Consider the following 25956-nt stretch of genomic DNA (forward strand, 5'->3'; position numbering starts at 1 on the left):
CCCCTAGGGGACTCGAACCCCTGATACCACCGTGAAAGGGTGGTGTCTTAACCGCTTGACCAAGGGGCCATAGTTAAATATTTAATTGGCGACCCAGAAGGGACTCGAACCCTCGACCTCCGGCGTGACAGGCCGGCACTCTAACCAACTGAGCCACTGGGCCATATATATGGTGGGAACAACAGGGATCGAACCTGTGACCCTCTGCTTGTAAGGCAGATGCTCTCCCAGCTGAGCTATGCTCCCATACATAATAAAAAATGGTGACCCCTAGGGGACTCGAACCCCTGATACCACCGTGAAAGGGTGGTGTCTTAACCGCTTGACCAAGGGGCCATATCGCCATTAATGAGTATTTATTTCCATCAGAATTAACCTAGGCGTTAACCTGACAAAGACTATAATACCTAACATTTAACAGACTGTCAACATTTTTTATGAAAAAAAATTCTAATTTGTTAGTAGCTGAGCTCCACCAAGGTGCAACCTTCCACATATTCCATGCCATGCTTTACACAAAAGTCCTGAATCTCATAGCTTCTTGCCCCAGGCTGCGCAAGAACCATTTTGATTCCATAGGCTTCCGCATCCTGAACAATTTCCAGTCCTCTGGTCGGATTGATGACCAAATTCAGCACCTCATACTTCACGTCTTCTCCCTCCAAGTCCTGGAAAGATTTAAAGACGGATGGATTCTCTTCTTTGGGGTGAAGTCCTGCAACATGGTATCCTCTCCGGTTCAGTTTCTGATAGATTCTGCCGGCATACTTCATTTCATTGAGAACATCCCCAGCCACGACCCAGTTCTTATACTTCAAAAAATCCTTTGCTTCCATAAAAACCCTCCTGTTTCAGGATGATGAGCTGATTCTATATCCCTATTATACTCATAGTTTTCTTAGAATTCCATACCTCAGTAAACTTAGACCAGACTTCTCATAAAGACAAGGAGAACCACATCCCTTATAATGAACATAAGATAACACATTAAGAGCACATGAAAGAAGAGGAATCATTATGGAAAAATATGACATTATCATTGTAGGAGGAGGCGCTTCGGGTGTTTTTCTCTCCTTGCTTTTAAAAGATTATGGTAAAGATGTTTTGCTTTTGGAGGCAAAAGACCGCATCCTCAAAAAGCTTCTCACCACAGGCAATGGAAGATGCAACATCACCAATGAGAATGTGATGAATGAGATTGAAGACCGCTATACAAGCTCAAATAAAAGGTATACTTTCTCCCCTCTCTACACCTATCCTTTAGAAGAGACCTTGAGCTATTTCAGCAGTCTTGGTCTGCACCTGAAAACCCTCGAAGATCGTAAAATGTATCCGCTATCACTTCAAGCCTCCTCTGTAGTGGATACGCTGAGGCTTTCACTGGAAGAAAAAGGCGTTCCTGTTCATCTTCAGTCCAAGGTGAAACACATCAGAAAAGATCCCGGTATATTCACCCTGACTACCGATGAGATGGAGTATCAGTGCAGGACTCTTGTCATCAGCACCGGAGGAATGTCTGCGCCTAACACAGGTTCAGACGGATCCATTTTTAAACTTCTGAAAGCATTCAAGCATACGATCATTACGCCTATGCCCGCGCTGGTTCAACTTAACCTGGATGCACCCTATCTTCGGGCTTTAAGCGGAGTGAAGCTGGATGGTAAAGCGACACTCTATACCAGCCAGGAGATTCTGCGGGTGGAAGAGGGTGAACTTCTCTTCACAGATTATGGCATATCAGGCCCCCCCATTCTCCAGGTGTCCCGTTTTGTCCATCCGAATCTCTTTGGGGGAAAACCCCTTTATCTACGACTGAATTTCTTCCCGGAGATGACAGAAGATGAGCTGAAAAATCTTGTCCTCAACCAGATGGCGCTGCTTTCCCACAGAACCTGCCAGGATGCACTAAGAAGTCTGCTCCCAGGAAAACTGATTCCAGTGCTGCTGAAAGAATCAGGGATACAGAAGCCCTCTTCTCTTGTCTCTGAAGTGGATCCAAAGCACTTTCTGACCCTAATTAAGCTCCTTCAGAACTGGGAGTTCCAGATCATGGGTACACAGAGCTTCAATAGTGCGCAGGGCACCTATGGAGGTGTGGATACCAGAGAGGTAAAGGAAACCTTAGAGTCTAAGATTGTTCCTGGGCTGTATTTCACCGGTGAAGTTCTGGATGTTCTGGGCGCCTGCGGCGGATATAATCTTCAGTGGGCCTGGTCTACAGCCGGAACCGTGATGAAAGCACTGACCAATCAGCTCTAAAAAGAGCAGGAAATCTCTACATCAGATTTCCTGCTCTTTCCTTTTCCCTGTCATTTTTTTCAGTCTTTCTGAAAATAAGGCTTCTGGACGTACTGGATGAACTCTTCCATATAACTGGCCCAGGCTCCTTCATTATGGGTTTTCCCTGCACCGATTTTAACCATCAGATCTTCCAGCGATGCCCCTTTTTTCAGTGCTTTCTTCAGAAAACGCATACTGTTGTCTATATAGGTTTGCGAATGCTCGTAGTCCACTTTTCCTTCTGCTTCTCTTTCCTCTTCTGTGCCCACCTGAAGGAAGATCCGGGCATTTCTATACTCCCCTTCTTTCTCCAGCATCTCTATAAAGGGCTCTTCCGAAACCCAGGACGCTAAGGAAAATACCCCCAGGGTCCCAAACATCTCCGGATATGTAGCACCGATGTAAGAGGTCATGAGCCCCCCCATGGAACTTCCCGCCAATGCACGGTATTCTCTTTCAGTTTTCAGTGGATATTCTTTTTCCAGAAGCGGAAGGATTCTTTCAATGAAGTGCTTCGCAAAATTACCCCCTTCCCCAGCCGATGAATAGTTCTCCACGATAAATGGCCATGGACCATACTCATCCAGCCTGCAAGCTCCAGCATTATCAATCCCAACAACAGCCATGGGCAAAGCTTCCTGTCTATCAATCAGAGCCTCCAAAGCTTCCTGGACGCCCCAGGTTACCCCGCCAAAGGCATCTTCTTTCTCAAAAAGATTCTGCCCATCAAACATATAAAGCACTGGCACTTTCTCCCCAGCTTTTAACCGCTCTGGAAGCAGCAGCCGAACTCTTCTTTTTTCTCCTGAGAGCATTTCAATATGGATATCCTCCCGTTTCACCCGCATACACCTCATCTTTTCTTTTTAACCATCATAACAGGAAAGCCTGTGGAATTCACGTTCCACAGGCTTTTTTTCTATAGGGAGTCTTTCTGGAAGGTCTGATCTCTTCTTGGGCCCACAGAGATGATAGAGCACTTGATCTCAAGAAGCTCTTCGATTCTGTCAATGTACTTCTTTGCATTCAGGGGAAGCTCTTCATAGGTTTTTGCTTCCGCCACACTGTCATCCCAGCCATCAAACTCTTCATATACTGGCTCGCATTCCGCCAGATCCTTTAAACTTGCAGGGAAGTAATCAATCACCTGATCCTTCAGCTTATATCCAACACAAATCTTCACCTTCTCAAGACCTGCCAAAGTATCAATCTTCGTCAGTACAAGAGAGGTCAGTCCAGAGACACGGATGGAAGTCTTCACGATGACAAGATCCAGCCAGCCGCATCTTCTGCTTCTGCCGGTGGTGGTGCCATATTCATGACCCTTTTCACGAATCCATTCTCCGACCTCATTTTCCAGCTCCGTTGGAAATGGTCCTTTTCCTACTCTTGTGGTATAAGCCTTGGTGACGCCTACAGCTCTCTCAATGAACCTTGGACCAACACCTGTTCCTGAAGCCACGCCACCTGCTGTGGTATTGGATGATGTCACATAGGGATAGGTTCCATAATCTATGTCCAGAAGCATCCCTTGAGCACCTTCAAAAAGAACTTTTTTACCTTTTCTGATGTCTTCATAAAGAACAACGGACGTATCCCGTACAAATGGTCGCACCCTGTTTCCAAGGGCAAGGTACTGCTGGAAAACAGTCTCCTCATCCAGTTCTTCTCCACCAAGAATCTCCGTAATATAGCGGTTTTTCTCCAGAAGATTCAGATGAAGCTTTTCCCGGAGCACATCCTCGTGAAGCAAATCGCAGACACGGATACCGGATCTCTCCACTTTGTCTGTATAGGCTGGTCCTATCCCTTTTCCTGTGGTGCCGATGTCGTTTTTTCCACGAGCCTTTTCCTTCAGCTGATCCAGCACCTGATGATACGGCATGATCACAGTGGCTCTGTCGCTCACCTGAAGAGTCTCAGGTGTGATTTCAACACCCAGGGCTTCCAGATACTCCACCTCTCTGAAAAATGCCGCAGGATCAAAGGCAACACCATTGCCAATGATGTTCTTCTTATTACCATGGATGATACCGGAAGGAATGAGATGAAGCTTATACTGCTTTTCCCCCACTTCCACGGTATGTCCCGCATTGTTTCCACCTTGAAAGCGAACCACAACCTCAGCACTTTCTGCCAGATAATCTGTGATTTTTCCCTTTCCTTCGTCACCCCATTGAGCACCAACGATTACTACTGTAGACATGATTTTTTCCCTCCAAATCAAATTGCCAGTACTATCTTAACAGAAACGGACAATCACATCAATTTTTTATTTATCATATGATTATATCGGAACGATAATTTAGACACGAATAATATCGTCCGTTTAAATGGCGAATGTACAGCTGAATCAGCCGGGAACTGTTTCATAGTCCCCCTTACCCTCACTTTTTCCTTGAGAATCAGGACAAAAACCCAGAGATTCGGTATAATAGAAGTACGAAGACCATCGATGTTCCAGACTTAGAGCGAAAGAAAAGGTGTGATCATTCATGGAAAAAGAAAAGACATCATCGAATTTTAACCTGCCGAATCTCATCACGTCCTTTAGAGTTTTATTGATACCTATATTTATCTATGTGTATTTCAAAAATCCAGAAGAGAATCTTCTCTATTCTGTCGTTATTTTCTTCGTGGCGGGGATTTCAGATTTCCTGGACGGGTATCTGGCAAGGAAGAACAATCTGGTGACTCCTTTTGGCACCGTCATGGACCCCTTGGCCGATAAGCTGATGCTTCTGACAGCCATTGTCTCCTATACCATCACCGATGTGATTCCCTATGCCATCTTGATTCTCGTGGGTGTTCGAGAGACTCTGATGATACTTGGAGGCATCATTGTTTATAAGATGGGGATCATCAACCCAGCCAACAGACTTGGTAAATTTGTTACTTTTTCCTTCTATATCGGAATTCTTACCCTGCTGTTCCAGAAAACCCTCGGAATCGCATTTCTCTTTTTCTCTGCAATACTTGGGTTTATCGCAGGATTCAGCTATATCAGAACCACTTTGGAAAAGAAAAAACAGAAAAATGAAGCATAAGAAAAAAGAGCCGCAGTACTGCAGCTCTTTTTATATGCCTGTAGCAACCTAATTGACTCAGTCCTCGTTGGACTGCAGATAAGTATCCATGAACTGCTTCGCAGATGCCAGGATGCTTTTGCTTTCTTTAAATGTTATTTTTTCTTTTGCCTCATCATAGAAAAGATACTGATACTCAAGAATTTCTTCTTCCTGAATCTGAACTTCTCCCATGGAAAAGCCCAAATAGAATGTCACAGTTTTTTCCACACCAGGCTTCGGTGAATACTTAGACTTCTCTTTGAACCCTTCAATGAGACGAACCCGAAGGCCTGTCTCCTCAAAAACTTCTCTCATCGCGGTTTCCTTGCTAGATTCCCCCTCTTCTTTATGCCCTTTTGGAAAATCCCAATGACCACCGTTTCTATGCCTGATCAGAAGGAACTCCTTCTTTTCGTTAATGATCACAGCACCATAAGACTTTTCTCTTTCCTGACCAAATTGAATGCCCAAATTAAACCTCCACTGGATTTTCATTTTGGTGCATCACGCTTGCACCAACCTCTACTTTCATTATACGGAAAATATACAAAAAGAAAAAGGCCTGATATCATCAAGCCTTGCTTACTTTCTTCCATATTAATTCTGATGGACCATATCCAAACGTGCGAACTTGGAGTACTGGCCAAGCCACGCCATTTTGATCGTTCCCACGGGACCATTTCTCTGCTTCGCAATGATACACTCTGCAATGTTCTTATCTTCCGTATCCTGATTATAGTACTCATCACGATATAGAAACATCACAAGGTCAGCATCCTGCTCGATGGAACCGGATTCTCTAAGGTCAGACAGCATGGGTCTATGATCCGCTCTTTGTTCAGGTGCTCTAGACAGCTGGGAAAGAGCAATGACAGGACACTGCATCTCCTTTGCCAGTGCTTTGATGGATCTTGAAATTTCTGAGACTTCCTGCTGCCTGCTTTCCCCTTTACCACTCATCAGCTGCAAGTAGTCGATGAGAATCAGATCTATTCCATGTTCCAGTTTCAGTCTTCTGCATTTGGAGCGCATTTCGGTCACAGAGATACCCGCTGTATCATCAATATAGATTTTAGCCTGGGAAAGCGGTCCTGAGGCTCTTGCGATGTTCTCCCAGTCTCTGTCATCCAGATCTCCATTACGGAGCTTTGTCAGCTCCACATTGGCCTCAGAACAGAGAAACTTATACGCCAGCTGATCCATACCCATTTCCAAAGAGAAAATCGCAATGGATTTCCCTTCTCTTAAAGCAGCATGCTCCGCCAGGTTCAACGCGAAGGTGGTCTTTCCCATGGAAGGTCTTGCCGCAATCAGCACCATGTCTCCTTTCTGGAAACCTGATGTCATTCTGTCCAGCTCCGGAAAGGGAGTAGAAACACCCGTGGTGGTCCCTTTATTGTTGTAAACTCTCTCAATCTCCACAAATCCACGTTCAAGGATGGTACTGATGGCTTCAAACCCACCAGAATTTCTCTTTTCCGCAATATTGAAGATTCTTTTCTCCGCATCCTCCACCACCACATTCACTTCATCCTGTTTGGTGTAGCTGTCGTCCATAATTTCTGTAGAAGCACGGATCAGTTTTCTCAGCATGGATTTATCAGAAACAATATTGATATAAGACACCAGATTCAACGTGGTGGGAACAGAAGAGGCAATCTCCGTGAGATACGAAATGCCTCCCACGTACTCCAGCTTGTCGATGGATTTCAGATGGTCCGCCAAGGTGACTAAGTCGATGGGAGTATCCTTGGTGAACAGATCCAAGATGGCCTGAAAAATAATCTTATGCCCATCACGGTGGAAATCATCAGCCTGAAGCTTTTCTAAAACCGTGGCTATGGCATTCTTGTCAAGAATCATAGAGCCGATGACAGACTGTTCTGCTTCCTGGTTGTTCGGCATGATTCTCAGCGGTCTATTTTCCATACTCATCTTCTCCTTATACTAAAATTAACTTCAGAAGTTCTTCAATGTCTTTTACTGGTGTGACTTTGATATCTTCCATGGAAGTGGAAATATCCTGACGGTTGTCATAAGGCACCACCACATGTTTGATTCCTTTTCTTCTTGCCCCATAGACTTTCTCAAATATGCCACCCACAGGCTTTATTTTGCCACGGATGGATATTTCTCCAGTGACCGCCATATCTTGTCTTATAGGCTTATTCTGAAGGGCAGAAATGATGCATACAGTGATGGCCGCCCCGGCAGACGGACCATCAATCTTGGCTCCTCCAATGACATTGACATGAATGTCATAATCGCTCATATCAAGGCCAGTGATTTTCCGGATGACAGAGGCAGCGTTGAAGACGGAATCCTTTGCCATACTGCCTGCAGTATCATTGAACCTGACAATACCCTTGCCTTTTTCTTTCGCAGGATAGACCATGGTTTCAATTTCTAACGTAGAGCCTACAAATCCGGATACAGCGAGACCATAGATATGGCCAACCTCGGTCTCATGTTCCAGATTATGCACCTCATAAGGAGTGATTCTTGATATCTGGATCACTTCTTCAATGTCTTTTACTGTGACTAGAATCCTTTTTCCATCTTCGATTCTTCCCTCATAAAGAATGGCTCCATAGGCATCTGCCAAAAGATTGATGGCTTTTCTGCCTTCTATGGTGTAGTTGGAGATTATCTCCGCGACACCTTCTTCCATATCAATCTGCAGTTTATTTGCTGCATCCTGAACAATTCTCTGGATATTCTTCGATGTCAGTGGCTCAAAAAATACTTCGGTACAGCGTGATCTGAGTGCAGGATTGATTTCCTCGGGCTCTCTGGTGGTTGCACCGATGAGCACAAAATCCGCTGGTGCTCCATTGTCAAAGAGGTATTTGACGTATTGTGGGGTCCCCTCATCATCCGGGTCATAATACGCGGAGGAGAACTCCACTCTCTTATCTTCAAGAACTTTTAACAGCTTGTTTTGTAGAATCTCATCCAGCTCGCCGATCTCATCGATAAAAAGCACACCACCATGGGCTTCAGTAACCAGCCCCAGCTTAGGCTCCGGTATACCACCTTCAGCCAGATCCCTTTTGCTTCCCTGATAAATAGGGTCATGAACAGATCCTAGAAGAGGATTGGTGATTTCACGAGGGTCCCAGCGCAGTGTTGTACCATCTACTTCCACAAATTTCGCATCTGCCTCATAAGGAGTGAAACTGAGCTTCTTCGCCTCATTCAGCGCGATTCTAGCTGCTGTGGTCTTTCCTACCCCTGGAGGTCCATATAGAATGATATGCTGCGGATAAGGAGAGGAGATTTTTGAAAGAAGAGACTTAATGGCTCTTTCCTGTCCTACAATCTCATCAAATGATTCCGGTCTTAGAAGGGATTGAAGATTCTTTGCCAGATGCTTCTCATCAAGAGCCACCAGGTCTTCATACTTCTTCGTGGTCTTGGCATTTTCAGGACCTTTTTTCTTACGAAGCACATGGAGTCTCATTTCATCGATGTACTTATCCTGTTTGTCCATGAGCTCTTTTTCTACTTCTTCTTCCACTTTTCTCTGGATATAGTTTCTTGCGATGATTTCAGATATCCATTTATTGGTGTCATCCACCATGTCTGTCAGATTGTCTTCATCAGGCATCACAAGCTTGGACATACCATCGGATGCTATCATATTGACCGCATAAGCTCTTTGAAGGGTATCTCCTTCCATATGCTTCTTCAGCCTGAATTTATTGATTCTTGTTTTAATGGCTCCCTTATCGAGAACATTCTCCAGTATATCCAGCTGAACATTAATCTCCGCTTGAATATCGCTGTCCTCGTAAAAAGATCTATTGAATGATTTACTCAAATTTTTGCTCCTTTAGCCTTCTTGCACAGTAACCTTCAGTTTCGTACTGATTTCAGGATAGATCTTCACTTCCACGTCGTAGCTGCCTACGAGTTTGATGGTTCCTACCAGTACTTTTTTCTTGTCAAAATCAGTATTGAAGGTTTTATTGATCAGTTCGGCAACATCCTTATTCGTAATTGCACCAAAAAGTCTGCCGTTTTCGCCGACTTTTGTCTTGATGATGAGATCTTTATTTCTTAATAAATCTGCTAGCTTTTGTGCTGCTTCTGTTTCTTCCAGCTTGATTCGTCTTTCATTTTCTTTCTTCAGATTGACGATATGAAGATTTTCCTGGGTAGCTTCCTGAGCGAGCTTTCTTGGGAACAGATAGTTTCTTGCGTATCCATCGGATGCTTCAAGAACATCTCCTTTTTTTCCCATATTCTTAACATCTTTTAAAAGTATAATTTTCATATGTTACTCTCCTCTTTTCTATGTTTTGTGATGGCCTCCATGAGCATCTCAAATGCCTCTTCTAATGTGCAGTCCTTGATTTTAGCTCCTGCCATGGTCATATGACCACCTCCACCAAGTTCTTCAAGGATCAGCTGGACATTCAGCTCTTTGAGAGACCTTCCATTGATTATTATATCATTATCCTGACGAGTTAAAACAAATGCCGCATGAATGTCTTTAAAATTAGCCAGTTCATCTGCAGCCTGAGCGGAAAGAACAGGGTCCTCTGAGTCATCAACGGTGGCTATGGCCATCTTGTCAATGATCACCGCATTTCGAATGATCTCTGCTCTTCTATTATAGCTTTCAAGATCCTGTGCAAACATCTCACGCACTTCTTGTGTTCTTGCTCCTTGTCTTTTCAGGAAGGAAGCTGCTTCAAAAGTACGCACACCGGTCTTGAAATTAAAGCTCTTGGTATCCACACGAATCCCCGCGAACAAAGCTTCTGCCTCCAGTACTGACATTTCCGGTTTGTCGAAAATATATTGGATGAGCTCTGTCACAAGTTCTGACGTCGAAGAGGCATAGGTCTCAATAAATGACAGCACTGCCCCTGTAATCTGATCCGGAGTTCGTCTATGGTGGTCAATGATGACCACTTTATCAAACATACTGATGATCTCATTGGACAGCACATGATTTCTGGCATGAACATCCACGATGATCAGCGTATCCTCTTTCTTCACCTTGGCCTTTGCTCTTTCCAGAGATATGATGTCTTCTTTGTACTCACTAAGTTCAATGAACTTGTCATATATAGGACGGATGTTGAGATACGGTTCTTCATTGATGATAACCGCTTTTTTTCCTAGTCCCCTGGCGATGACTTTAATGCCCACCGCAGAACCAAAACAGTCCATATCCGGATTTTTATGCCCCATGATATACACCCGATGGCTGTCTTTTATAATCTCCTCCAGAGCATGAGCCACCACTCTCGATCTGACTCTGGACTTCTTTTCAATTTCTTTGGAAGAGCCGCCATAGAAGGATAAATTGGTGGGGGTCTTAATGACCACCTGATCTCCCCCTCTACCAAGAGCAAGTTCTTTCGCCGCTTTGGAAAGGCTCTGATTCTCTTCCGGGTTTTTCCCGCCTTTTCCAATACCTATACTCAGGGTGGGTTCTATAGAATTGCCCTGATGGATGTTCTTGATGTGGTCCAGTACCGGGAACTTTTTTCGAATCTGTTCGTGAATGTAATACTCAGGCACCACCATCATAAATTTATTGCTTTCATATTTCCGAACCATGGCTTTCAGCTCATGGCCATAGGAGTAGATATAATTTTCGATCTCTGCCAGAAGAAACGGCTTCTTTTCCGAGTCCACACTATTCAAAAGATCGCTGTAATTATCCACTTCTATGGATAGAACGGATGTGATTTTCGCCTCTGCTTCTTTTACCATGGAAATATCATGGAACACCACAATTCTAAGATTCTCTTCAAATTCTTTTTCCTGGTGTTTTACAGGAATCACAAGAACCTGATAATTTTTCTCATGGATCTTAATTTCCAGCTCTTTACTTTCAGAAACGCCTAATATCTCACTTTTATAATCGGATGTGATTTCTTCCAGACGAAAATTATGGTGTTTTTCTTTAAAAAGCTCCAGGGTCTCTTTGTTGTACCAGATGATCTCTCCGTTCTCTCTCACAAGAACAATGGGAATGCTGCTCTTTTCCAGAGCCGCTATCACCGTATTGGACATTTTCGTGAGAATATTTACAACAAATCTCTCCCATCGTTTTTTCTTGTAGGTATACAAGCTGTTGAAATAGAACACCACGATGGCAAATGCAACGAGCAATCCCGTGGCAAAAAGCCACTGTCCCGTAACATACAGAAGAACAATGGAAAGGATAATCAGCAGGTTGTAGATATAGTCGCTTCTTCGATACTCGTAGTATTTTTTCATACGATCTCCTTGTTCATCCTTCTTTAATGTTACTGCTGCTGCCTGCTTTTCAGTAGTGAGTACAGACCATTGTCCGTCAGTTTTCTAAAATCAAAAGCACTGTCGATGATCCCTGCAATGGCTATGAAGCTCACAAGACTTGACCCGAAAATAAAGAAGAGAATGACGATTCTAAAGACTGTGGGATACTTTAACTTTACTTCCATCAGATAACTAAGTAAAGACATCCCTCCTATAATTCCTGTGATGCTGAATATATTGTTACCCAAGGACATCAAAGCCTCGCCATAGTCAAACCCTATATAAACCAGTAAGATACCAATCATGGACAGAAAGAGACTTCCCATGATCAGATACATATTGGATTTGATCTCACTGAGTCTTGGCAGTGGTGTCACATAAATTCCCAGTCTTTTGAAGACCACTTGAGAAACTTTATAAACAAAAGCAGCCGAAATCATCGCATACATGAGAAGCACACTGGGAAGGAGCATGATAAGACCTTTTACTGTGAGATTGGTGAAAAAGATCAGTGCTGCATTATCTTCCACATTGCCGCCAAGGCTCTCCACCTGTTCCAGTATGGAGGGTAAAGCGTTTTTGATGTCCATCACGAAAACTTCAATATACTCCATCAGAGTATAGTCTGTCAGGAATCTGATTTCTATGAGAAACATTGCAGTGATTCCTACTGCAATGGCTAGAGCAAGAACCACAAAATTAGCCAATGGTCCTTTTTTCTTCGATATCATATACACAAGACCGACACCCATGCTGTAGTTCAGAATGGTCATGGTAATTCCATAAATCGGATCTGTGAGTACGGTCACCAGTATCGTGGTGGCCACAAAGGATAGGATGGTGTTGTTTCTTCCACCCCTATGATAGATCAGCGCAACGATGATCGGCGCAACCACCAATGAAATTGTATTGAAAAACGGTAGAGTCCCCAGCAGTGAAAACACCGCAAGAAGAGCTACGAGCATAGACGTTGTAACGAGTTTGTTTGTTTTCATCATTGTATTCATATTTAGCTCCATTTTACTTATTATCTTGAATTTTAGCATATATGCTCAGAAGAATGAATGTGCTTTTCACTTAATATTCATTGTTCTACGCACATATCGGTACTAGGATAGCAAAAAACCGTGACCCAAGGGATCACGGTTTCATCAATTAATCTTGTGTGAATGGAAGTAATGCGATATTTCTGGATCTCTTGATTGCATCGGTCAATGTTCTCTGATGCTTAGCACATGTTCCGGAAATTCTTCTTGGAAGAATCTTTCCTCTTTCAGTGATGTACTTTCTAAGCTTGGAAACATCTTTATAATCTATATGATCAACCTTATCAACACAGAAAGAACAAACTTTTCTCTTCGCTCTTCTTCCTCTAGGGTTATTTCTCTTGAAATCCCTGGATGAGTTTTCTCTGCTCATTTTTTTTCCTCCTTACCTATCGTTTAGAATGGAATATCTCCATCATCTATGGGCGTCATATCCTCATAGGATGAGCCATACTCCTGGCTTGAGTTGTCTGAGTATCCACCTTCACCGGACTGGTTCTTATTGCCCCACTCCAGGAATTTGATTTCCTCAGCAACTACTTCAGTGACATATCTTCTTCCGCCATCTTTAGCCTCATAAGATCTGGTCTGAATTCTTCCGGAAACACCCATGAGTTTTCCTTTGCTCATATACTGAGCAGTGGATTCAGCAGACTTGCCCCAGATCACTACTGGAATAAAATCAGCTTCTCTTTGGTTGTCCTTGGAAAAACGTCTGTCAACAGCTAATGTGATCGTAGTAACCGCAGTTCCGGATCCTGGCGTATACTTCAGCTCGGGATCTTTTGTTAGTCTACCAATTAAAACCACTTTATTCATTGCTGCACCATCCTTACTTGTCTAATTTAACGATAATATGTCTCAGTATGCCATCAGTAATTCTGAATATTCTGTCTAACTCTTTAGGTAATTCAGCTTCTGCCTGGAAATTTACCAGAACATAAATACCTTCGTTAACTTTGTCTATTTCGTAAGCAAGTCTTCTCTTACCCCATAGATCAACGTTATCAATGATACCACCTTCTGTTTCAATTACACCCTTGAACTTCTCAACAGCAGCAGTTACTGCCTCCTCGTCAAATGATGGATGTAGTATGAAAATAGTTTCATAGTTTCTCATCATGTCACCTCCTCCCCCCGGACTAAGGCCACGATTTTCGCGGCGGGGATTACATCATTAAATTTTAGCACTTATGACGTTATTATGCAAATATTATTTTTCAGTAATCACTTTTTTCGCATCTTTTTCAAATTTATTTCGCGGAAGCATGACGATCCTGTCGCATCCCTTGCATTTGATTTTAATGTCAGCTCCTAATCGGGTCACTTCCCATAGATAGCTTCCGCATGGATGCTGCTTTTTCATTTGGACAATGGTTCCAAGCTCATATTCTTTAATCAACTCGCTTCATTCTCCTTAATCTTCATTATACTGATCTTTGACAGTTTATAGAGGGCTTTATACATCAGACCATCTTCCAGACGCTCCTCCACCTTTGGAAGCTCGGTTTCTGTAAAGCGCATGCTGATTCCACAGCTGCCGATGATCTGTGGTGGGGTGGGATATACTGCATGAGGAATCTCGTGTTTCTTGAGATCTTCTTCTCCTACTAACGCATCTGTTGTATTCTTAAAAACCAATAAGTAAAAATCCATGAAAATCCTCCAGTACACACTTTCTTTTAGATTATTATACACGAATCTCTTATTTTTACCTCAATCAACCAATACACATTTCTCTAAATTTGATGTAAATTTTTTTCTTTTTCATACCAATTATTCGTTAATGTTCTATAATTATTGATAAGAAGAATTGGGAGATAAGAATATGATTTATTTAGACAATGCATCCACGTCTTTCCTTAAGCCTCAAGGGGTTTATGAAGCTGTTGATAGAACTCTTCGAAGTGGATCGGGAAATCCAGGAAGAGGAGCCAACCGGGTTTCCATGGAAGCCGCCAAAATAATACACTCTACTCGAAAATCACTGGCTGATTTATTTGGTGTAGACCAGCCTGAACATGTGATCCTGAAATCCTCTGTGACTGAATCAATTAATACAGTATTGCTTAGCCTTCTGAAACCTGGAGATCATGTAGTTTCTTCTGTGATGGAGCATAATTCTGTTCTACGACCTTTGGAGAAGCTTCGATTAGATGGAGTGATCACCTATGATCTTCTCCCCTGCAGCAGCGAAGGCTTGATTGATCTCAATAAACTCAGTGAGGTTGAGAAAAAGAATACAAGAGCCGTTATTCTGTCCCATGCCTCCAACCTTACTGGTACCATTCAGCCCGTTGGAGAAGTCCGATCCAGACTGAAGAATAAAGATATTTTCATCATCATAGACACCGCGCAGACCGCCGGCTATATTCCTGTCAAGCTACATGAGATGGATGTCGATGTGATTGCATTCACTGGTCATAAAGGTCTTCTTGGACCTCAAGGAACTGGTGGCTTTGTGTTGAACAACCGGATCAATGAAGTATTGAACCCTATTTTCACTGGAGGTACTGGTTCTGATTCTCTTAGCTTACAACAACCTTCCTATCTTCCTGATAAATTTGAGGCTGGTACTCACAATTTGCCAGGAATCGCAGGATTAGGTGCAGGCGTTCAGTATCTTCTGGAAACGCATGACAACTTAATATCTTTAGATACTATTTATATATCCAACTTGATGTTATCAGCCCTTTCGAACATGACGAAAGTTCATCTGATTGGCTCACCTGATGCCCATGACAGAATACCAAATTTTTGTCTTTGGTTTGACAACTACACTCCTTCTGAAGCAGGTTTTATCTTAGAAAGTCAGTTCAACATCATTACAAGAACAGGATACCACTGCGCTCCATTAGCTCATAAAGCGTTGGGAACAGAAAACACAGGGGCTCTTCGTATCAGTTTTGGACATTTTACTACAAGGGATGAGGTAGAGCAGCTCCTTGTGGCACTAAAATATTTAGATGAGGTGAATTATGGAGACTAACAGAACTTCATACATTAAGAAATATGACAAGATCCTGATTTACATTACTGTGTATACTATCGTATTCTTTCTTTTTGTGAAGACACTTCCCTATACCATCCCTTTTGTCCTGGCATTTGCCATTGCCGCCATTGTCAGTCCCGTGGTGAAGAAACTTATCGTGTGGACCCGCGAGAAAATCAATGAAAATTTCCTGATCCTCGTCACCCTACTGAGTTTTTATGGTCTTTTGGGCACTCTCATTGTTTCACTGATTATTCGTCTTGTAAATCAGAGCATATTACTAGTTACGAACTCGATCAACTATCTCAATGAGAACTATGACAGTATCGCATCGTGGATTCAGGCTCAGTATGAATGGATTGCATCCAATATTCAGGAACTGGATCCCAGTATTATCGAAACAGGCGGCGAGATGCTCACCAGTGCATTGGCTTCATTGCAGGAAGTTGTCATCACGTTAGGCAAAGCGATTGGTGGTTTCACATTGAGTATAGTCGCAGGACTTCCTAATCTGATGCTGATTATCATCTTTACCATCGTTTGCTCTTTCTTTTTTACCAAGAAGCTGCTGAATAATCCAGAATTTATATATGCTTATCTCCCTACATCCGATCGGGAAGAGAACAAAGTAAAAAACATCATCACCCAGGGGAAAAATATGGTTGTCCGCTATGGTGTATCCTATATGCTGATCATCCTCATTACGGGTATGATTTCTGTAGTGGGTTACCTCATTCTTGGAGTTCCTTATCCGCTGGTCTTAGGACTAATCACAGCATTTCTTGATCTTCTGCCAGTCTTGGGTGTTTCTGCGGCATATGTTCCGCTTGCGGTTTACTACTTCTTCCAGGGGAACTACACCGTACCCATAGGTCTAGGTATTCTTTGGATCATTGTTGCAGTTGGCAGAAACATATGGGAACCTAAAATTCTATCCAGCAGTCTGGACATAAACCCAGTCATCACCATTGGAGCCATCTTCATCGGACTTAAAATGGCTGGAGTCTTAGGAATGTTTTTCCTGATATTTATGGCAGTAGGCTTTAAAGTACTCCAAACTGTCGGCGTTCTCGATACCTTCCAATCGAGCGAACCTAAGAAAACGAAGACCCATGGCAAAAAATGAAACAAGAAATAAGAAGAGTGCAGCAAATGCTGCACTCTTCTTATTTCTTCTCTAAGCCTAGAGCCTTATTCATCGCGTAAATCTCTTCATCAGACAACGTATATTTCGATGTCCCCTTAGAAATCGGCTTCGCATATGATGTGCTGATATTTCTTCCAAAGATACTGGTTATGACAACACCGTCATTTTTATTGTCTAAAAGTGCAACACTGTAGCTAAGATCACTTCCAATGTCCTCAAAAGCTTTGAATCTTACAACTCCAACCTTCTGGATGCAATGATTGACCTGATTGCTTAAAAGCTTCAAATCCTCCAATGCCACTTTCGCATCCACATAGGTTTCATCAATTTTTTTCTGGTAGCCCTTTATCATATCCTCAAGACTACCTTTGTCGGCATCCTTCATCAGAAGATTGTATCTCTTCTTCAGTTTCCTGTTTGATACAAGCATAGAGATAAAAAACACAACCATGATTATGAAAGATGCTGCTATAGCCAGCAAAACTATTTCCAAATTGTTATTGATAAATGTACTGATGATTGTAAAATCCATGTTTACTCCTACTCTTCCAGTCTCAGATACTCAAGCAATCGATTGAGGTCTTCCATACTGTAATACTCAATTTCTATTTTCCCTTTGTTTTTAGCTTTCGGTTTTAATAATACTTTCGTTCCCATGTTTTTGGCAAGTCTTTTTTCAATATCTTTATAGTAAGGATCCAGTTTCATTTTTCTCGCTACTGGCTTTACCTTATGGAAAGTAGTCACTAATCTCTCTGTTTCACGGACGCTTAAACCTTCATCGATTACTTTTTGGGCAGCCAAATACTGATCCTCACTGCTTTCAAGCCCAAGTAATGCTCGACCATGTCCTTCACTGAGACTTTCTTCTATAAGAAACTGCTGGACTCTCTCATCAAGTTGAATGAGCCTCATGGTATTCGCAATACTTGTTCTGGATTTTCCGATCTTTTTTGCCAGATCTTCTTGCGTCAGCTTAAAATCATGTATGAGTCTTTTGAATGCCGAAGCTTCTTCAATAGGATTGAGATCCTGTCTTTGGATGTTTTCAATTAGTGATACTTCAAGGACTGTAGAGTCTGCAATATCCATAACAATGACAGGCACTTCCTTGAGGCTGGCTTTTTTGGCGGCTCTCCACCGTCTTTCACCAGCAATGATGCTATAATCCTCCCCATCCTTTTGAACAATGATCGGCTGTATCATTCCATGTTCTTTGATAGATTCTGAGAGAAGTACCAGTTTATCCTCATCAAAGTATTTTCTGGGCTGTTTTTTGTTCGCCTTGATCTTATTAATATTCAATACAGTTATAATCTCTTCTTCCTCAGGAATCAGCTGATTTAACCCTTTCCCTAATCCAAACTTTTTTGCCATTACTTACCTCCTTTTTGCTTGCGTAAAAACTCATGTGTTAAATCTTCATAGGCTTCTGCACCTTTAGCTCTAGGATCATACAGTGCGATCGGCATCCCGAAGCTTGGAGACTCGGCCAGTCTGATATTTCTCGGAATGGAGCTCTCATAGACAAGCTCACCAAAATAGGATTTCAGCTCTTCTGCCACCTGAATTTGCAGGTTTCTTCTTGGGTCAAACATCGTTAATACAACACCTTCAATTTCCAGATTCTTATTCAGTCCTTTCTTAACCTTTTGAATGGTCTTTACCAACTGACTGATTCCTTCAAGTGCGTAATACTCGCATTGCATTGGTATGAGAACACTGTCCGAAGCTGTGAGTGCATTGATGGTCAGAAGACCAAGTGATGGAGGACAGTCGATGATAATAAAATCAAATTCTTCTTTCAGCGTTTGCAGCTTCGTTTTCAGTATGGATTCCCGATTCTCCATATAGCTCAATTCAAGATCTGCACCCGCCAAATTCATATTGGAAGGAATTATTTTTAGGTTTTCTATATTCTCGACGGAAATAACCGTATCATTGATATCTGTTTCATCAATCAGTAGTTCATAAGTGGTGTTTTCTATGTTATCTTTATCAACGCCAAGCCCACTTGAGGTATTCCCCTGGGGATCAATATCGATAACAAGAACTCTATGTCCCTGCAGTGCAATATACGCTGCAAGATTGATGTTTGTGGTCGTCTTTCCTACACCACCCTTTTGATTGAAAATACTTACAATCTTCATAAAAGTCCTCCTGTCCTATTCTCTTACTGTTGATTATAACCTTATTATTTGATTTTTCATAGTAAAGCTGCAATGTTTCACGTGAAACATTGCGGTTGCAGACAATAAAATGGAATGTTTCACGTGAAACATTCCTGGTTTGTATTTCTGCTGAATCTATATTTCTCAAGACTTCTGCGAACTTTGGTAAAATAAAACTACACTATTCATTATTGTAGGTTTCTTTCTCTGATATTTGGACATAAACTACATTTCAGGTGGGTGAAAAAATGCCAACAATAAAAATGTTTCACGTGAAACATTCCACGTGAAACATTCAGTTTCCTTATTTGATTAACGATTTCTTGATGGCTGCAGAAGATCTTGGGTAAATCTTAGGTGTATTTTTAACTTTTTCGATGATCACCAGATTATGCTTGTAATCCATTCCTTCAATTGAAATTTCTTTGATTTCACGGATCTTTCCACCTAAAACTGTAATGGCTTTACTTGCTTCTTTTATTTCTTCCTCTACTGCTGGTCCTTTTAAAGCCACAAAATACCCGCCTTTTTTCACATAGGGGATGCAAAGTTCAGAAAGTAGTGTGAGATTTGCAACGGCACGTGATACCGCGATGTCATAGTTTTCACGATGCTCTTCAAGTCTTCCGCCATCCTCGGCTCTGCTATGAACAAACTGAACGTCAGACAGGTTAAGTTCTTCAGATACTGCTTTTAAAAAGTTCAGTCTTTTATTCAAAGAATCCAGTAAAGTGAGTTTCACCTCTGGCATCATTATTTTAATAGGAATGCCAGGGAACCCAGCACCTGTGCCCACATCAATGATATTACTTGCTTTCAACACTTCCTTGAATTCAAATACTTTTATCGAATCAATGAAATGTTTCTTGAAAATCTCTTCATCTTCTGTAATAGCAGTTAAATTCATCTTCTCATTCCACTCTTTAAGAAGATCTTTATACTTCTCAAATTGCTCGTACTGATTTTTATCAATCGTAATGCCTAGGTTCTTTACACTTTCTTCCATCAATTCAAAATACATCTCATCTCTCCCGGCTTTTTTTCTTCGTCTCCAAGTAAATCTGAATGACTGTAATGTCTGCAGGGTTCACGCCTGATATTCTCGAAGCTTGCCCCAGGTTCACAGGTCTGAGCTTATTCAGTTTCTGGGCTGCTTCGATTCTTAACCCTTTAATGGTGAAGTAATCCTCAATTCCATCAAGCTTTTTCTGCTCATATTTTGCAAACTGTGCGACCTCATCAAACTGCTGCTTTATATAACCTTCGTACTTGCTCATAATATTGACTTGTTCTTGGATGTCGATACGAAGCTGTGGTCGGTCCAGATCAAAATCTGCTACTTTAAAATAATCCAACTCTGGACGCTTGATGAGTTCATACAGCGATGTAGGCTTCTTCAGCTCTGTTGAACCTTTCTTTTCCAATAACTCGTTTACTTCCCGTTTTCCTGTAACCTGAACATTTTTCAGACGTTCCAGTTCTTTCTCAATCATTTCTTTTCGGTATAAGTATTTCTCATATCTCTCATCTGAAACCAGACCTACTCTTCTGCCGATCTCTGTAAGTCTCAGATCTGCATTGTCCTGTCTTAGCAGCAGTCTGTATTCCGCACGACTGGTCATCATTCGATAGGGTTCATTGGTTCCTTTTGTCACCAGATCATCGATGAGTACACCAATATAACCTTGTGAGCGGTCCAGAACCATGGCCTCTTCTCCTTTGATTTTCAGTGAAGCATTGATACCTGCAACAATCCCCTGAGCGGCTGCTTCTTCGTAGCCAGAAGTTCCATTGATCTGGCCTGCACCATAAAGCCCTCTAATGTTTTTGAATTCTAAGGTTGGAAATAACTGAAGAGGATCGATCATCTCATATTCTATCGCATATCCCGTTCTCGTGATCTCAATGTCTCTGAAAGCTGGAATGGTTTTAAGCATCTCAATCTGAACTTCCTCTGGAAGAGAAGAGGACATGCCTTGCACATACATCTCATTTGTTTCTTTTCCTTCAGGCTCTACGAAGATCTGATGTCTCGATTTATCCGGAAACCGGTAAATTTTATCTTCAATAGATGGGCAATATCTTGCGCCAACACCTTCTATGCTTCCATTAAACATGGGAGACCGGTCCCTGTTTCTTGCAATTACTTTATGTGTTTCTTCGTTGGTATAGGTAAGATAACAGCTGATTTGATTACGGTCAACGGGCGCTTCGAGGTAGTGGTCGTGCACAAAAGAGAAGGGTATAATCCGATCATCTCCCTTTTGCTCTTCCATCAAAGAAAAGTCGATGCTTCTCTTATGAACTCGTACCGGTGTACCTGTCTTGAAACGATGCATTTCAAATCCGATTTTTTCTAGATTCTCAGACAGAAGCTTAGAACTTGCGAGTCCATTGGGACCACTCTCATAGGATGCTTCACCAATAATAATCTTACTTGCCAGGTAAGTACCAGTACAAAGAATAACAGCTTTTCCCATGAAATTACCACCATTTCTAGTAGCAACGCCTTGTACTTCTCCGTTCTCGACGAGAAGATCTGTCACCTCAATCTGCCTTAAGAAAAGATTCTCAGTATTTTCAATAACCTTTCTCATCTCTTTCTGGTACTCGACTTTATCAGCCTGCGCTCTAAGAGAATGAACTGCAGGGCCTTTGGATGTATTCAACATCCTTGACTGAATCAGGGTTTTGTCAATATTGACACCCATCTCTCCTCCAAGTGCATCGAGCTCACGAACCAAATGACCTTTGGATGTTCCTCCGATATTTGGATTACATGGCATAAAAGCCAAACTTTCTATATTCATGGTGCACATAAGGGTTTTTAATCCCAGTCTTGCTGAAGCCAGTGCAGCCTCACAACCCGCATGTCCAGCTCCTACAACAATCACATCATAGTGACCTGCTGTATATGTTAACATAATCTTTCACCTCTATTTTCCTATACAGAAATCGCTGAATATTTTATCCACCAGATCTTCAGATAGGGTATCTCCAGTTATTTCGCCAAAATAATTCCATGAAGCATTAAGATCAATGGCCGCCAAGTCTAAGGATATCCCTTGGTCTATGGCTGTCTTTGCTGCATACATTTTTTCATTTGCACGCATCAGTGCTTCTTTGTGTCTTCGGTTCGTTACCATGTAGTCTTTTGCTTCCACTTGTCCATGGAAGAACAGCTGCTTGATTTTATCTTTCAGCTCATTAAGTCCATAGCCGTTAAGGGCTGATACCTGAATGGTTTCACCCAGGTCGTAGCCGTCCAGTTTCAGCTTCTCTTCTAAATCTACTTTGTTGATTAATGTTACTATTTTTCTATCTTTTATATATTCTATTATATCAATATCTTCTCGATCCAGTGGCCTGGAACTGTCCAGGACAAACACTATCAGATCCGCTTCGTCAATCTTGCTTTTGGAACGGTCCACACCAATCCTCTCAACGACATCATCCGTTTCTCTGATACCAGCGGTATCTGTTATTTTTATTGGAATACCATCAATATTGAGATACTCTTCGATGATGTCTCTTGTGGTTCCTGGAATATCCGTAACAATAGCTCTATTCTCTTTCAGAAGCGCATTCATGAGTGAACTCTTGCCCACGTTAGGTTTTCCAATGATGGCGATACTTAGTCCATCTCGGATGATCTTTCCTTCCTCTGAGGTTCTAATAAGGCTTCCAACTTTCTGGAGAAGTCCTGATAGTTTCTCACTGACTTCCTGACCTGTTGTAAACTCCAAATCCTCTTCTGGGAAATCAACCGTTACTTCTATAAAAGCCAAAAGATTCAGGATGCTGTCTCTGATCTCTTTTATTTCTGCAGAAAGCTTACCGCCGCTCTGCTCCAATGCAGCTTTCATGGAAAGATCTGTTTTAGCCTGAATGATATCAATGACTGCTTCTGCCTGGGAAAGATCGATGCGTCCATTGAGAAATGCCCTCTTGGTAAACTCTCCAGGTTCTGCTGGTCTAGCACCTGCATGAAACACCTCATTAAGAACAGATTCTGTTGCCACTCTGCCTCCATGACAGTTGATTTCCACCACATCTTCTGCAGTGAAGCTCTTGGGTCCTTGGAAGAAGCTCACAAGGACTTCGTCGACAATCTCACCATCAGGACGAATGATATGTCCATACTGGATGGTCCAAGGTGCAGCTTCCATGAAATCTGTTTTATTTTTTATCCTGAATATCTTTGACACGATCTCTTTGGATCTGTCTCCAGATACCTTTATGATTGAAACACCACTTTCACCTACAGCTGTTGAAATTGCAGCTATTGTATCGTATGCTCTCATAAAAAACCTCCTAAGGTTTCTGACTCTATCATCATAGAACTACATGGTAGTCCTTTATTCTCAAATGAATTGAAGCGGTATGCTTCTGAACAATTCTATAGTGATTTTAAAAGAATTTCAAGTCTCTCTAAAGAGGCACTTTTGACTATTCTTAACCATTACTTTGATTTATGCTTTTTTTGCTACAAAAAAGCCTGAGATGATCTCAGGCTCCTGCATTACTTATCCAGTTCTATGACAACTCTTCTAAAAGGTTCCTCACCAACACTACGTGTTGTGATTCCATCGATTTTCTGAAGCTTAGAATGAATGATTCTTCTTTCATATGGATTCATAGGTTCAAGCTTCATACTTCTTCTGTACTTCTTCACCTTGTAGGCTGTCTTTTCTGCTAATCTTTCCAGTGTCTCTTCTCGTTTTCTTCTGTAGCCTTCTGTATCCAGAATCACTCTGATGTACTCATCTTCACGATTCTTATTCACTACAAGGCTTGTAAGATACTGAAGAGAATCCAGTGTTTCACCACGGTATCCTATAACAAGTCCCATTTTAGGACCAGAGATATCTACCTTCAGGATATTATCTTCTAAAGAAGCATTCATTTCAGCTTCAATATCCATCTTATCAAAGACACCTTTCAAGAACTGTACTGCCTCTTCTTTATGGTTTCTGGAAACAGTCACTGTTTCAGTTGGCATATCTTCAGAAGCGTCCTGAAGATTTTTCTGTACCTCAGCAACTTCTTCCTGAATGACATCCACTTGGATGATTGCTGGTTTGGATCCAATAAGTCCAAGGATTCCCTTTGAACCTTCTTCGATGACCTTATATGTAATTTTGTCTTTTGTTACCTGAAGCTCCTTCAGTGCTATCTGAAGAGCATCTTCCACATTCTTACCTGAAAACTGCATACTATTCATTTCAATACCACCTTATTTGGCAATCATTACCAACAAACTACTATTTTATGACCTGCTCTTCCTTTTTCTTCTCTACCGCATTGAGAATCAGCCCTTGAATCATTCGGAATAAATTACCGGTAATCCAGTAAAGTCCTAGAGCGGAATTGGATGTGTATGTAATCCATCCAAATAAGACTGCCATCATATACTGCATTTTATTAGCAGAGGCTGCTGCAGGGTTATCTGCGGTCTTGGTTCTCATGGTTGTAATATAAGTTGAAAGAAGCATTGTTCCTACAGAAAGTGCTGCAAGAATGATGTTATTGTTTGCAGACAAATCCGGAATCAGCGGTGTGAATCTCATACCTGTGAGCTTACCATCTGCTGCCAGCTGTCTGAATACACTGAACATCGCAATGAAAATAGGATAAGTGATGAGTAGGGGAAGACATCCACCAAACATACTTACATTATTTTCTTTGTAAAGTTTCATCTGCATTTCCTGCATTTTCTGAGGATCGTTCTTGTACTTCGCTTGAAGCTTTGCAACTTCCGGTTGAAGTGCCTGCTGCTTTCGCATGGTTTTCATCTGAGATAAATTGACAGGTAGCATGAGGATATTAAACAGTATGGTGAAAAATACAATGGTAATACCCCATTGATTTCCTGGATCTGCAACAAAAAGCTCTACTACAGATTTCAGCTGCTCAAAAATCCAAATAAATAATTGATTTAATTGAGACAATCCTTTTACCTCCAAGTTTTATTCAACCGGATCATACAGGCTTCCTTTATAAAAAGGATGGCATCTTAAAATTCTCCTAATAGCCATATAGCCTCCTTTAAGCGCACCATACTTTTCTATGGCATCAATGGCATAGACAGAGCATGTTGGTGTAAACCTGCAGCTGGGAGGCGTGTTAGGAGAAATATACTTTCTGTAAAATCTAATTGATCGTAACAGTATTTTTTTCATCATTCTTTAGACCCGCCTTTTTAAAGACGTGCATCAGTGATTTTTCGATTTCGGCATAACTCTTATCATGACTTGATACCCTGGCAATGATCACAAAATCATATCCTGTGTCAAAAACATCTTTATTCAAACGATATGACTCGCTGATCAGACGCTTCACCCGACTCCTGACTACGCTCTTACCTACTTTCTTGCTGACAGAAATTCCTATCCTATTATAGGGAACTCCTTGAATCTGGTTCCTTCTGTTTTTAAATACATACAAAACCAGAAGATGATTGGCAAAAGATCGGCCTCTCCTGTATACGACTTGAAATTCACCGTTTTTCCGAATCTTTTCATGTTTCATGGAGATAATCCTTTCTTGACATTACAGAAAAAGGCCACATTTAAGCGACCTTATGCTGATAATCTCTTTCTTCCTTTTGCTCTTCTTCTCTTAAGAACGTTTCTACCATTCTTTGTAGCCATTCTCTTTCTGAAGCCGTGTTCTTTCTTACCCTGCTTCTTCTTAGGCTGAAATGTCATCCACATGTTGACACCCCCTTCGTATACTTTATTCATATTAGTCTTAAGCGCAAAAATTGCGCACTTAACCCAATACTTCGATTTTACTACACTATTATACTCATGGTGATGAAGGGTGTCAAGAAAACTCGAAGAGTCTCTTTGGTATTTATTTAGACCATAGTATTTGTGGATAACTCATTGTTCCTTAGAAGGAGCATGTGCTATCATAGAAAAGAATTGTTGATAACTTACTCTATTTTCTGTAGTTTTCCACAATTGTGGATAACCCTGTGAAT

At 41.7% G+C, this 25956-nt stretch carries 29 protein-coding genes and 3 tRNA genes; 4 read left to right on the forward strand and 28 right to left on the reverse strand.

All coding sequences use genetic code 11. The annotated features are described in order from the left end of the window. Positions 1 to 86: 86 nt before the first annotated feature. The 4 genes from BM243_RS13660 to BM243_RS13675 form a co-directional block, all read right to left on the reverse strand. Positions 87 to 163 (reverse strand) — tRNA-Asp (locus BM243_RS13660). A gap of 7 nt (positions 164 to 170) precedes the next feature. Further along, positions 171 to 246 (reverse strand) — tRNA-Val (locus BM243_RS13665). 15 nt (positions 247 to 261) lie between these two features. Next, positions 262 to 336 (reverse strand) — tRNA-Glu (locus BM243_RS13670). 122 nt (positions 337 to 458) lie between these two features. Beyond that, the gene (locus tag BM243_RS13675) at positions 459 to 836 is read right to left on the reverse strand and encodes a CoA-binding protein (protein WP_074912962.1); all 378 of its coding nucleotides are present in this window, start codon (positions 834 to 836) and stop codon (positions 459 to 461) included. A gap of 181 nt (positions 837 to 1017) precedes the next feature. Here BM243_RS13675 and BM243_RS13680 point away from each other — a divergent pair, with 181 nt between their 5' ends. Beyond that, complete coding sequence (locus BM243_RS13680) at positions 1018 to 2259, forward strand: BaiN/RdsA family NAD(P)/FAD-dependent oxidoreductase (protein WP_074912964.1); 1242 nt, start codon at positions 1018 to 1020, stop codon at positions 2257 to 2259. Positions 2260 to 2318: 59 nt separating this feature from the next. On the opposite strand, the gene BM243_RS13685 is transcribed toward BM243_RS13680, so the two are convergent. Together BM243_RS13685 and BM243_RS13690 are read right to left on the reverse strand one after the other, a co-directional pair. Then, complete coding sequence (locus tag BM243_RS13685) at positions 2319 to 3122, reverse strand: alpha/beta hydrolase (RefSeq protein ID WP_177213536.1); 804 nt, start codon at positions 3120 to 3122, stop codon at positions 2319 to 2321. Positions 3123 to 3199: 77 nt separating this feature from the next. Continuing rightward, complete coding sequence (locus BM243_RS13690; RefSeq protein WP_074912968.1) at positions 3200 to 4486, reverse strand: adenylosuccinate synthase; 1287 nt, start codon at positions 4484 to 4486, stop codon at positions 3200 to 3202. A 289-nt stretch (positions 4487 to 4775) separates the two neighbouring features. On the opposite strand from BM243_RS13690, the gene pgsA reads away from it, so the two are divergent. After that, a complete protein-coding gene (gene pgsA / locus BM243_RS13695; protein WP_074912970.1) occupies positions 4776 to 5327 on the forward strand; it encodes a CDP-diacylglycerol--glycerol-3-phosphate 3-phosphatidyltransferase in 552 nt (183 codons plus the stop codon). Positions 5328 to 5384: 57 nt separating this feature from the next. Here the strand turns inward: pgsA and BM243_RS13700 are convergent, their stop codons facing one another. The 11 genes from BM243_RS13700 to BM243_RS13750 form a co-directional block, all read right to left on the reverse strand. Beyond that, a complete protein-coding gene (locus tag BM243_RS13700) occupies positions 5385 to 5819 on the reverse strand; it encodes a bis(5'-nucleosyl)-tetraphosphatase (RefSeq protein WP_242943570.1) in 435 nt (144 codons plus the stop codon). A 126-nt stretch (positions 5820 to 5945) separates the two neighbouring features. Next, positions 5946 to 7277 (reverse strand): replicative DNA helicase, encoded by a 1332-nt coding sequence (locus BM243_RS13705; protein WP_074912975.1) that lies wholly within the window; start codon positions 7275 to 7277, stop codon positions 5946 to 5948. A 13-nt stretch (positions 7278 to 7290) separates the two neighbouring features. Further along, positions 7291 to 9171, reverse strand: a complete 1881-nt coding sequence (gene lonC / locus BM243_RS13710) for a Lon family ATP-dependent protease (protein WP_074912976.1) — start codon at positions 9169 to 9171, stop codon at positions 7291 to 7293. Between the two features lie 12 nt (positions 9172 to 9183). Beyond that, positions 9184 to 9627, reverse strand: a complete 444-nt coding sequence (rplI, locus tag BM243_RS13715; protein ID WP_031575540.1) for a 50S ribosomal protein L9 — start codon at positions 9625 to 9627, stop codon at positions 9184 to 9186. Further along, positions 9624 to 11591, reverse strand: a complete 1968-nt coding sequence (locus BM243_RS13720) for a DHH family phosphoesterase (protein WP_074912978.1) — start codon at positions 11589 to 11591, stop codon at positions 9624 to 9626. Before BM243_RS13720 ends, rplI begins: the two co-directional genes overlap by 4 nt. 29 nt (positions 11592 to 11620) lie before the next feature. Then, positions 11621 to 12619, reverse strand: a complete 999-nt coding sequence (locus tag BM243_RS13725) for a DUF2232 domain-containing protein (RefSeq protein ID WP_074912980.1) — start codon at positions 12617 to 12619, stop codon at positions 11621 to 11623. Between the two features lie 148 nt (positions 12620 to 12767). After that, on the reverse strand, positions 12768 to 13031 hold the full coding sequence (rpsR, locus tag BM243_RS13730; RefSeq protein ID WP_031575545.1) for a 30S ribosomal protein S18: 264 nt from the start codon (positions 13029 to 13031) through the stop codon (positions 12768 to 12770). A gap of 23 nt (positions 13032 to 13054) precedes the next feature. Further along, positions 13055 to 13477, reverse strand: coding sequence for a single-stranded DNA-binding protein (locus tag BM243_RS13735; protein WP_074912982.1), 423 nt, complete (start codon positions 13475 to 13477; stop codon positions 13055 to 13057). Between the two features lie 13 nt (positions 13478 to 13490). Continuing rightward, the gene (gene rpsF, locus BM243_RS13740; RefSeq protein WP_074912984.1) at positions 13491 to 13778 is read right to left on the reverse strand and encodes a 30S ribosomal protein S6; all 288 of its coding nucleotides are present in this window, start codon (positions 13776 to 13778) and stop codon (positions 13491 to 13493) included. Between the two features lie 93 nt (positions 13779 to 13871). Further along, on the reverse strand, positions 13872 to 14060 hold the full coding sequence (locus BM243_RS13745; RefSeq protein ID WP_031575550.1) for a DUF951 domain-containing protein: 189 nt from the start codon (positions 14058 to 14060) through the stop codon (positions 13872 to 13874). Further along, complete coding sequence (locus BM243_RS13750; RefSeq protein WP_074912986.1) at positions 14057 to 14314, reverse strand: putative Se/S carrier protein; 258 nt, start codon at positions 14312 to 14314, stop codon at positions 14057 to 14059. Before BM243_RS13750 ends, BM243_RS13745 begins: the two co-directional genes overlap by 4 nt. Before the next feature lie 172 nt (positions 14315 to 14486). On the opposite strand from BM243_RS13750, the gene BM243_RS13755 reads away from it, so the two are divergent. Both BM243_RS13755 and ytvI read left to right on the forward strand, forming a co-directional pair. Beyond that, positions 14487 to 15647, forward strand: a complete 1161-nt coding sequence (locus BM243_RS13755) for an aminotransferase class V-fold PLP-dependent enzyme (protein WP_074912988.1) — start codon at positions 14487 to 14489, stop codon at positions 15645 to 15647. Then, positions 15637 to 16776, forward strand: coding sequence for a sporulation integral membrane protein YtvI (ytvI, locus tag BM243_RS13760; protein ID WP_074912990.1), 1140 nt, complete (start codon positions 15637 to 15639; stop codon positions 16774 to 16776). Before BM243_RS13755 ends, ytvI begins: the two co-directional genes overlap by 11 nt. A gap of 40 nt (positions 16777 to 16816) precedes the next feature. Here the strand turns inward: ytvI and BM243_RS13765 are convergent, their stop codons facing one another. The 11 genes from BM243_RS13765 to rpmH form a co-directional block, all read right to left on the reverse strand. Continuing rightward, a complete protein-coding gene (locus tag BM243_RS13765) occupies positions 16817 to 17329 on the reverse strand; it encodes a DUF4446 family protein (protein ID WP_074912992.1) in 513 nt (170 codons plus the stop codon). 8 nt (positions 17330 to 17337) lie between these two features. Then, positions 17338 to 18174: a ParB/RepB/Spo0J family partition protein gene (locus BM243_RS13770; RefSeq protein ID WP_074912994.1), complete on the reverse strand. Its 837-nt coding sequence runs from the start codon at positions 18172 to 18174 to the stop codon at positions 17338 to 17340. Then, a complete protein-coding gene (locus BM243_RS13775; RefSeq protein WP_074912996.1) occupies positions 18174 to 18947 on the reverse strand; it encodes a ParA family protein in 774 nt (257 codons plus the stop codon). Before BM243_RS13775 ends, BM243_RS13770 begins: the two co-directional genes overlap by 1 nt. 325 nt (positions 18948 to 19272) lie before the next feature. After that, positions 19273 to 19989: a 16S rRNA (guanine(527)-N(7))-methyltransferase RsmG gene (rsmG, locus tag BM243_RS13780; protein WP_074912998.1), complete on the reverse strand. Its 717-nt coding sequence runs from the start codon at positions 19987 to 19989 to the stop codon at positions 19273 to 19275. 1 nt (position 19990) lies between these two features. Then, positions 19991 to 21892, reverse strand: a complete 1902-nt coding sequence (gene mnmG / locus BM243_RS13785; RefSeq protein ID WP_074913000.1) for a tRNA uridine-5-carboxymethylaminomethyl(34) synthesis enzyme MnmG — start codon at positions 21890 to 21892, stop codon at positions 19991 to 19993. Between the two features lie 12 nt (positions 21893 to 21904). Continuing rightward, the gene (mnmE, locus tag BM243_RS13790; protein WP_074913001.1) at positions 21905 to 23272 is read right to left on the reverse strand and encodes a tRNA uridine-5-carboxymethylaminomethyl(34) synthesis GTPase MnmE; all 1368 of its coding nucleotides are present in this window, start codon (positions 23270 to 23272) and stop codon (positions 21905 to 21907) included. A 218-nt stretch (positions 23273 to 23490) separates the two neighbouring features. Further along, positions 23491 to 24192, reverse strand: coding sequence for an RNA-binding cell elongation regulator Jag/EloR (jag, locus tag BM243_RS13795; RefSeq protein WP_074913003.1), 702 nt, complete (start codon positions 24190 to 24192; stop codon positions 23491 to 23493). Between the two features lie 40 nt (positions 24193 to 24232). Next, positions 24233 to 24919, reverse strand: a complete 687-nt coding sequence (locus BM243_RS13800) for a YidC/Oxa1 family membrane protein insertase (protein ID WP_074913005.1) — start codon at positions 24917 to 24919, stop codon at positions 24233 to 24235. Positions 24920 to 24937: 18 nt separating this feature from the next. After that, positions 24938 to 25150, reverse strand: a complete 213-nt coding sequence (gene yidD, locus BM243_RS13805) for a membrane protein insertion efficiency factor YidD (RefSeq protein WP_074542628.1) — start codon at positions 25148 to 25150, stop codon at positions 24938 to 24940. Continuing rightward, entirely contained in the window at positions 25122 to 25499 is a 378-nt protein-coding gene (gene rnpA / locus BM243_RS13810; RefSeq protein ID WP_074913007.1) for a ribonuclease P protein component, read from the reverse strand. The genes yidD and rnpA overlap by 29 nt, the downstream gene beginning before the upstream one ends. A 50-nt stretch (positions 25500 to 25549) precedes the next feature. Beyond that, the gene (gene rpmH / locus BM243_RS13815) at positions 25550 to 25684 is read right to left on the reverse strand and encodes a 50S ribosomal protein L34 (RefSeq protein WP_031575587.1); all 135 of its coding nucleotides are present in this window, start codon (positions 25682 to 25684) and stop codon (positions 25550 to 25552) included. Positions 25685 to 25956 lie beyond the last annotated feature (272 nt).

It is taken from the genome of Proteiniclasticum ruminis (assembly GCF_900115135.1).
GTDB lineage: Bacteria > Bacillota > Clostridia > Clostridiales > Clostridiaceae > Proteiniclasticum > Proteiniclasticum ruminis_A.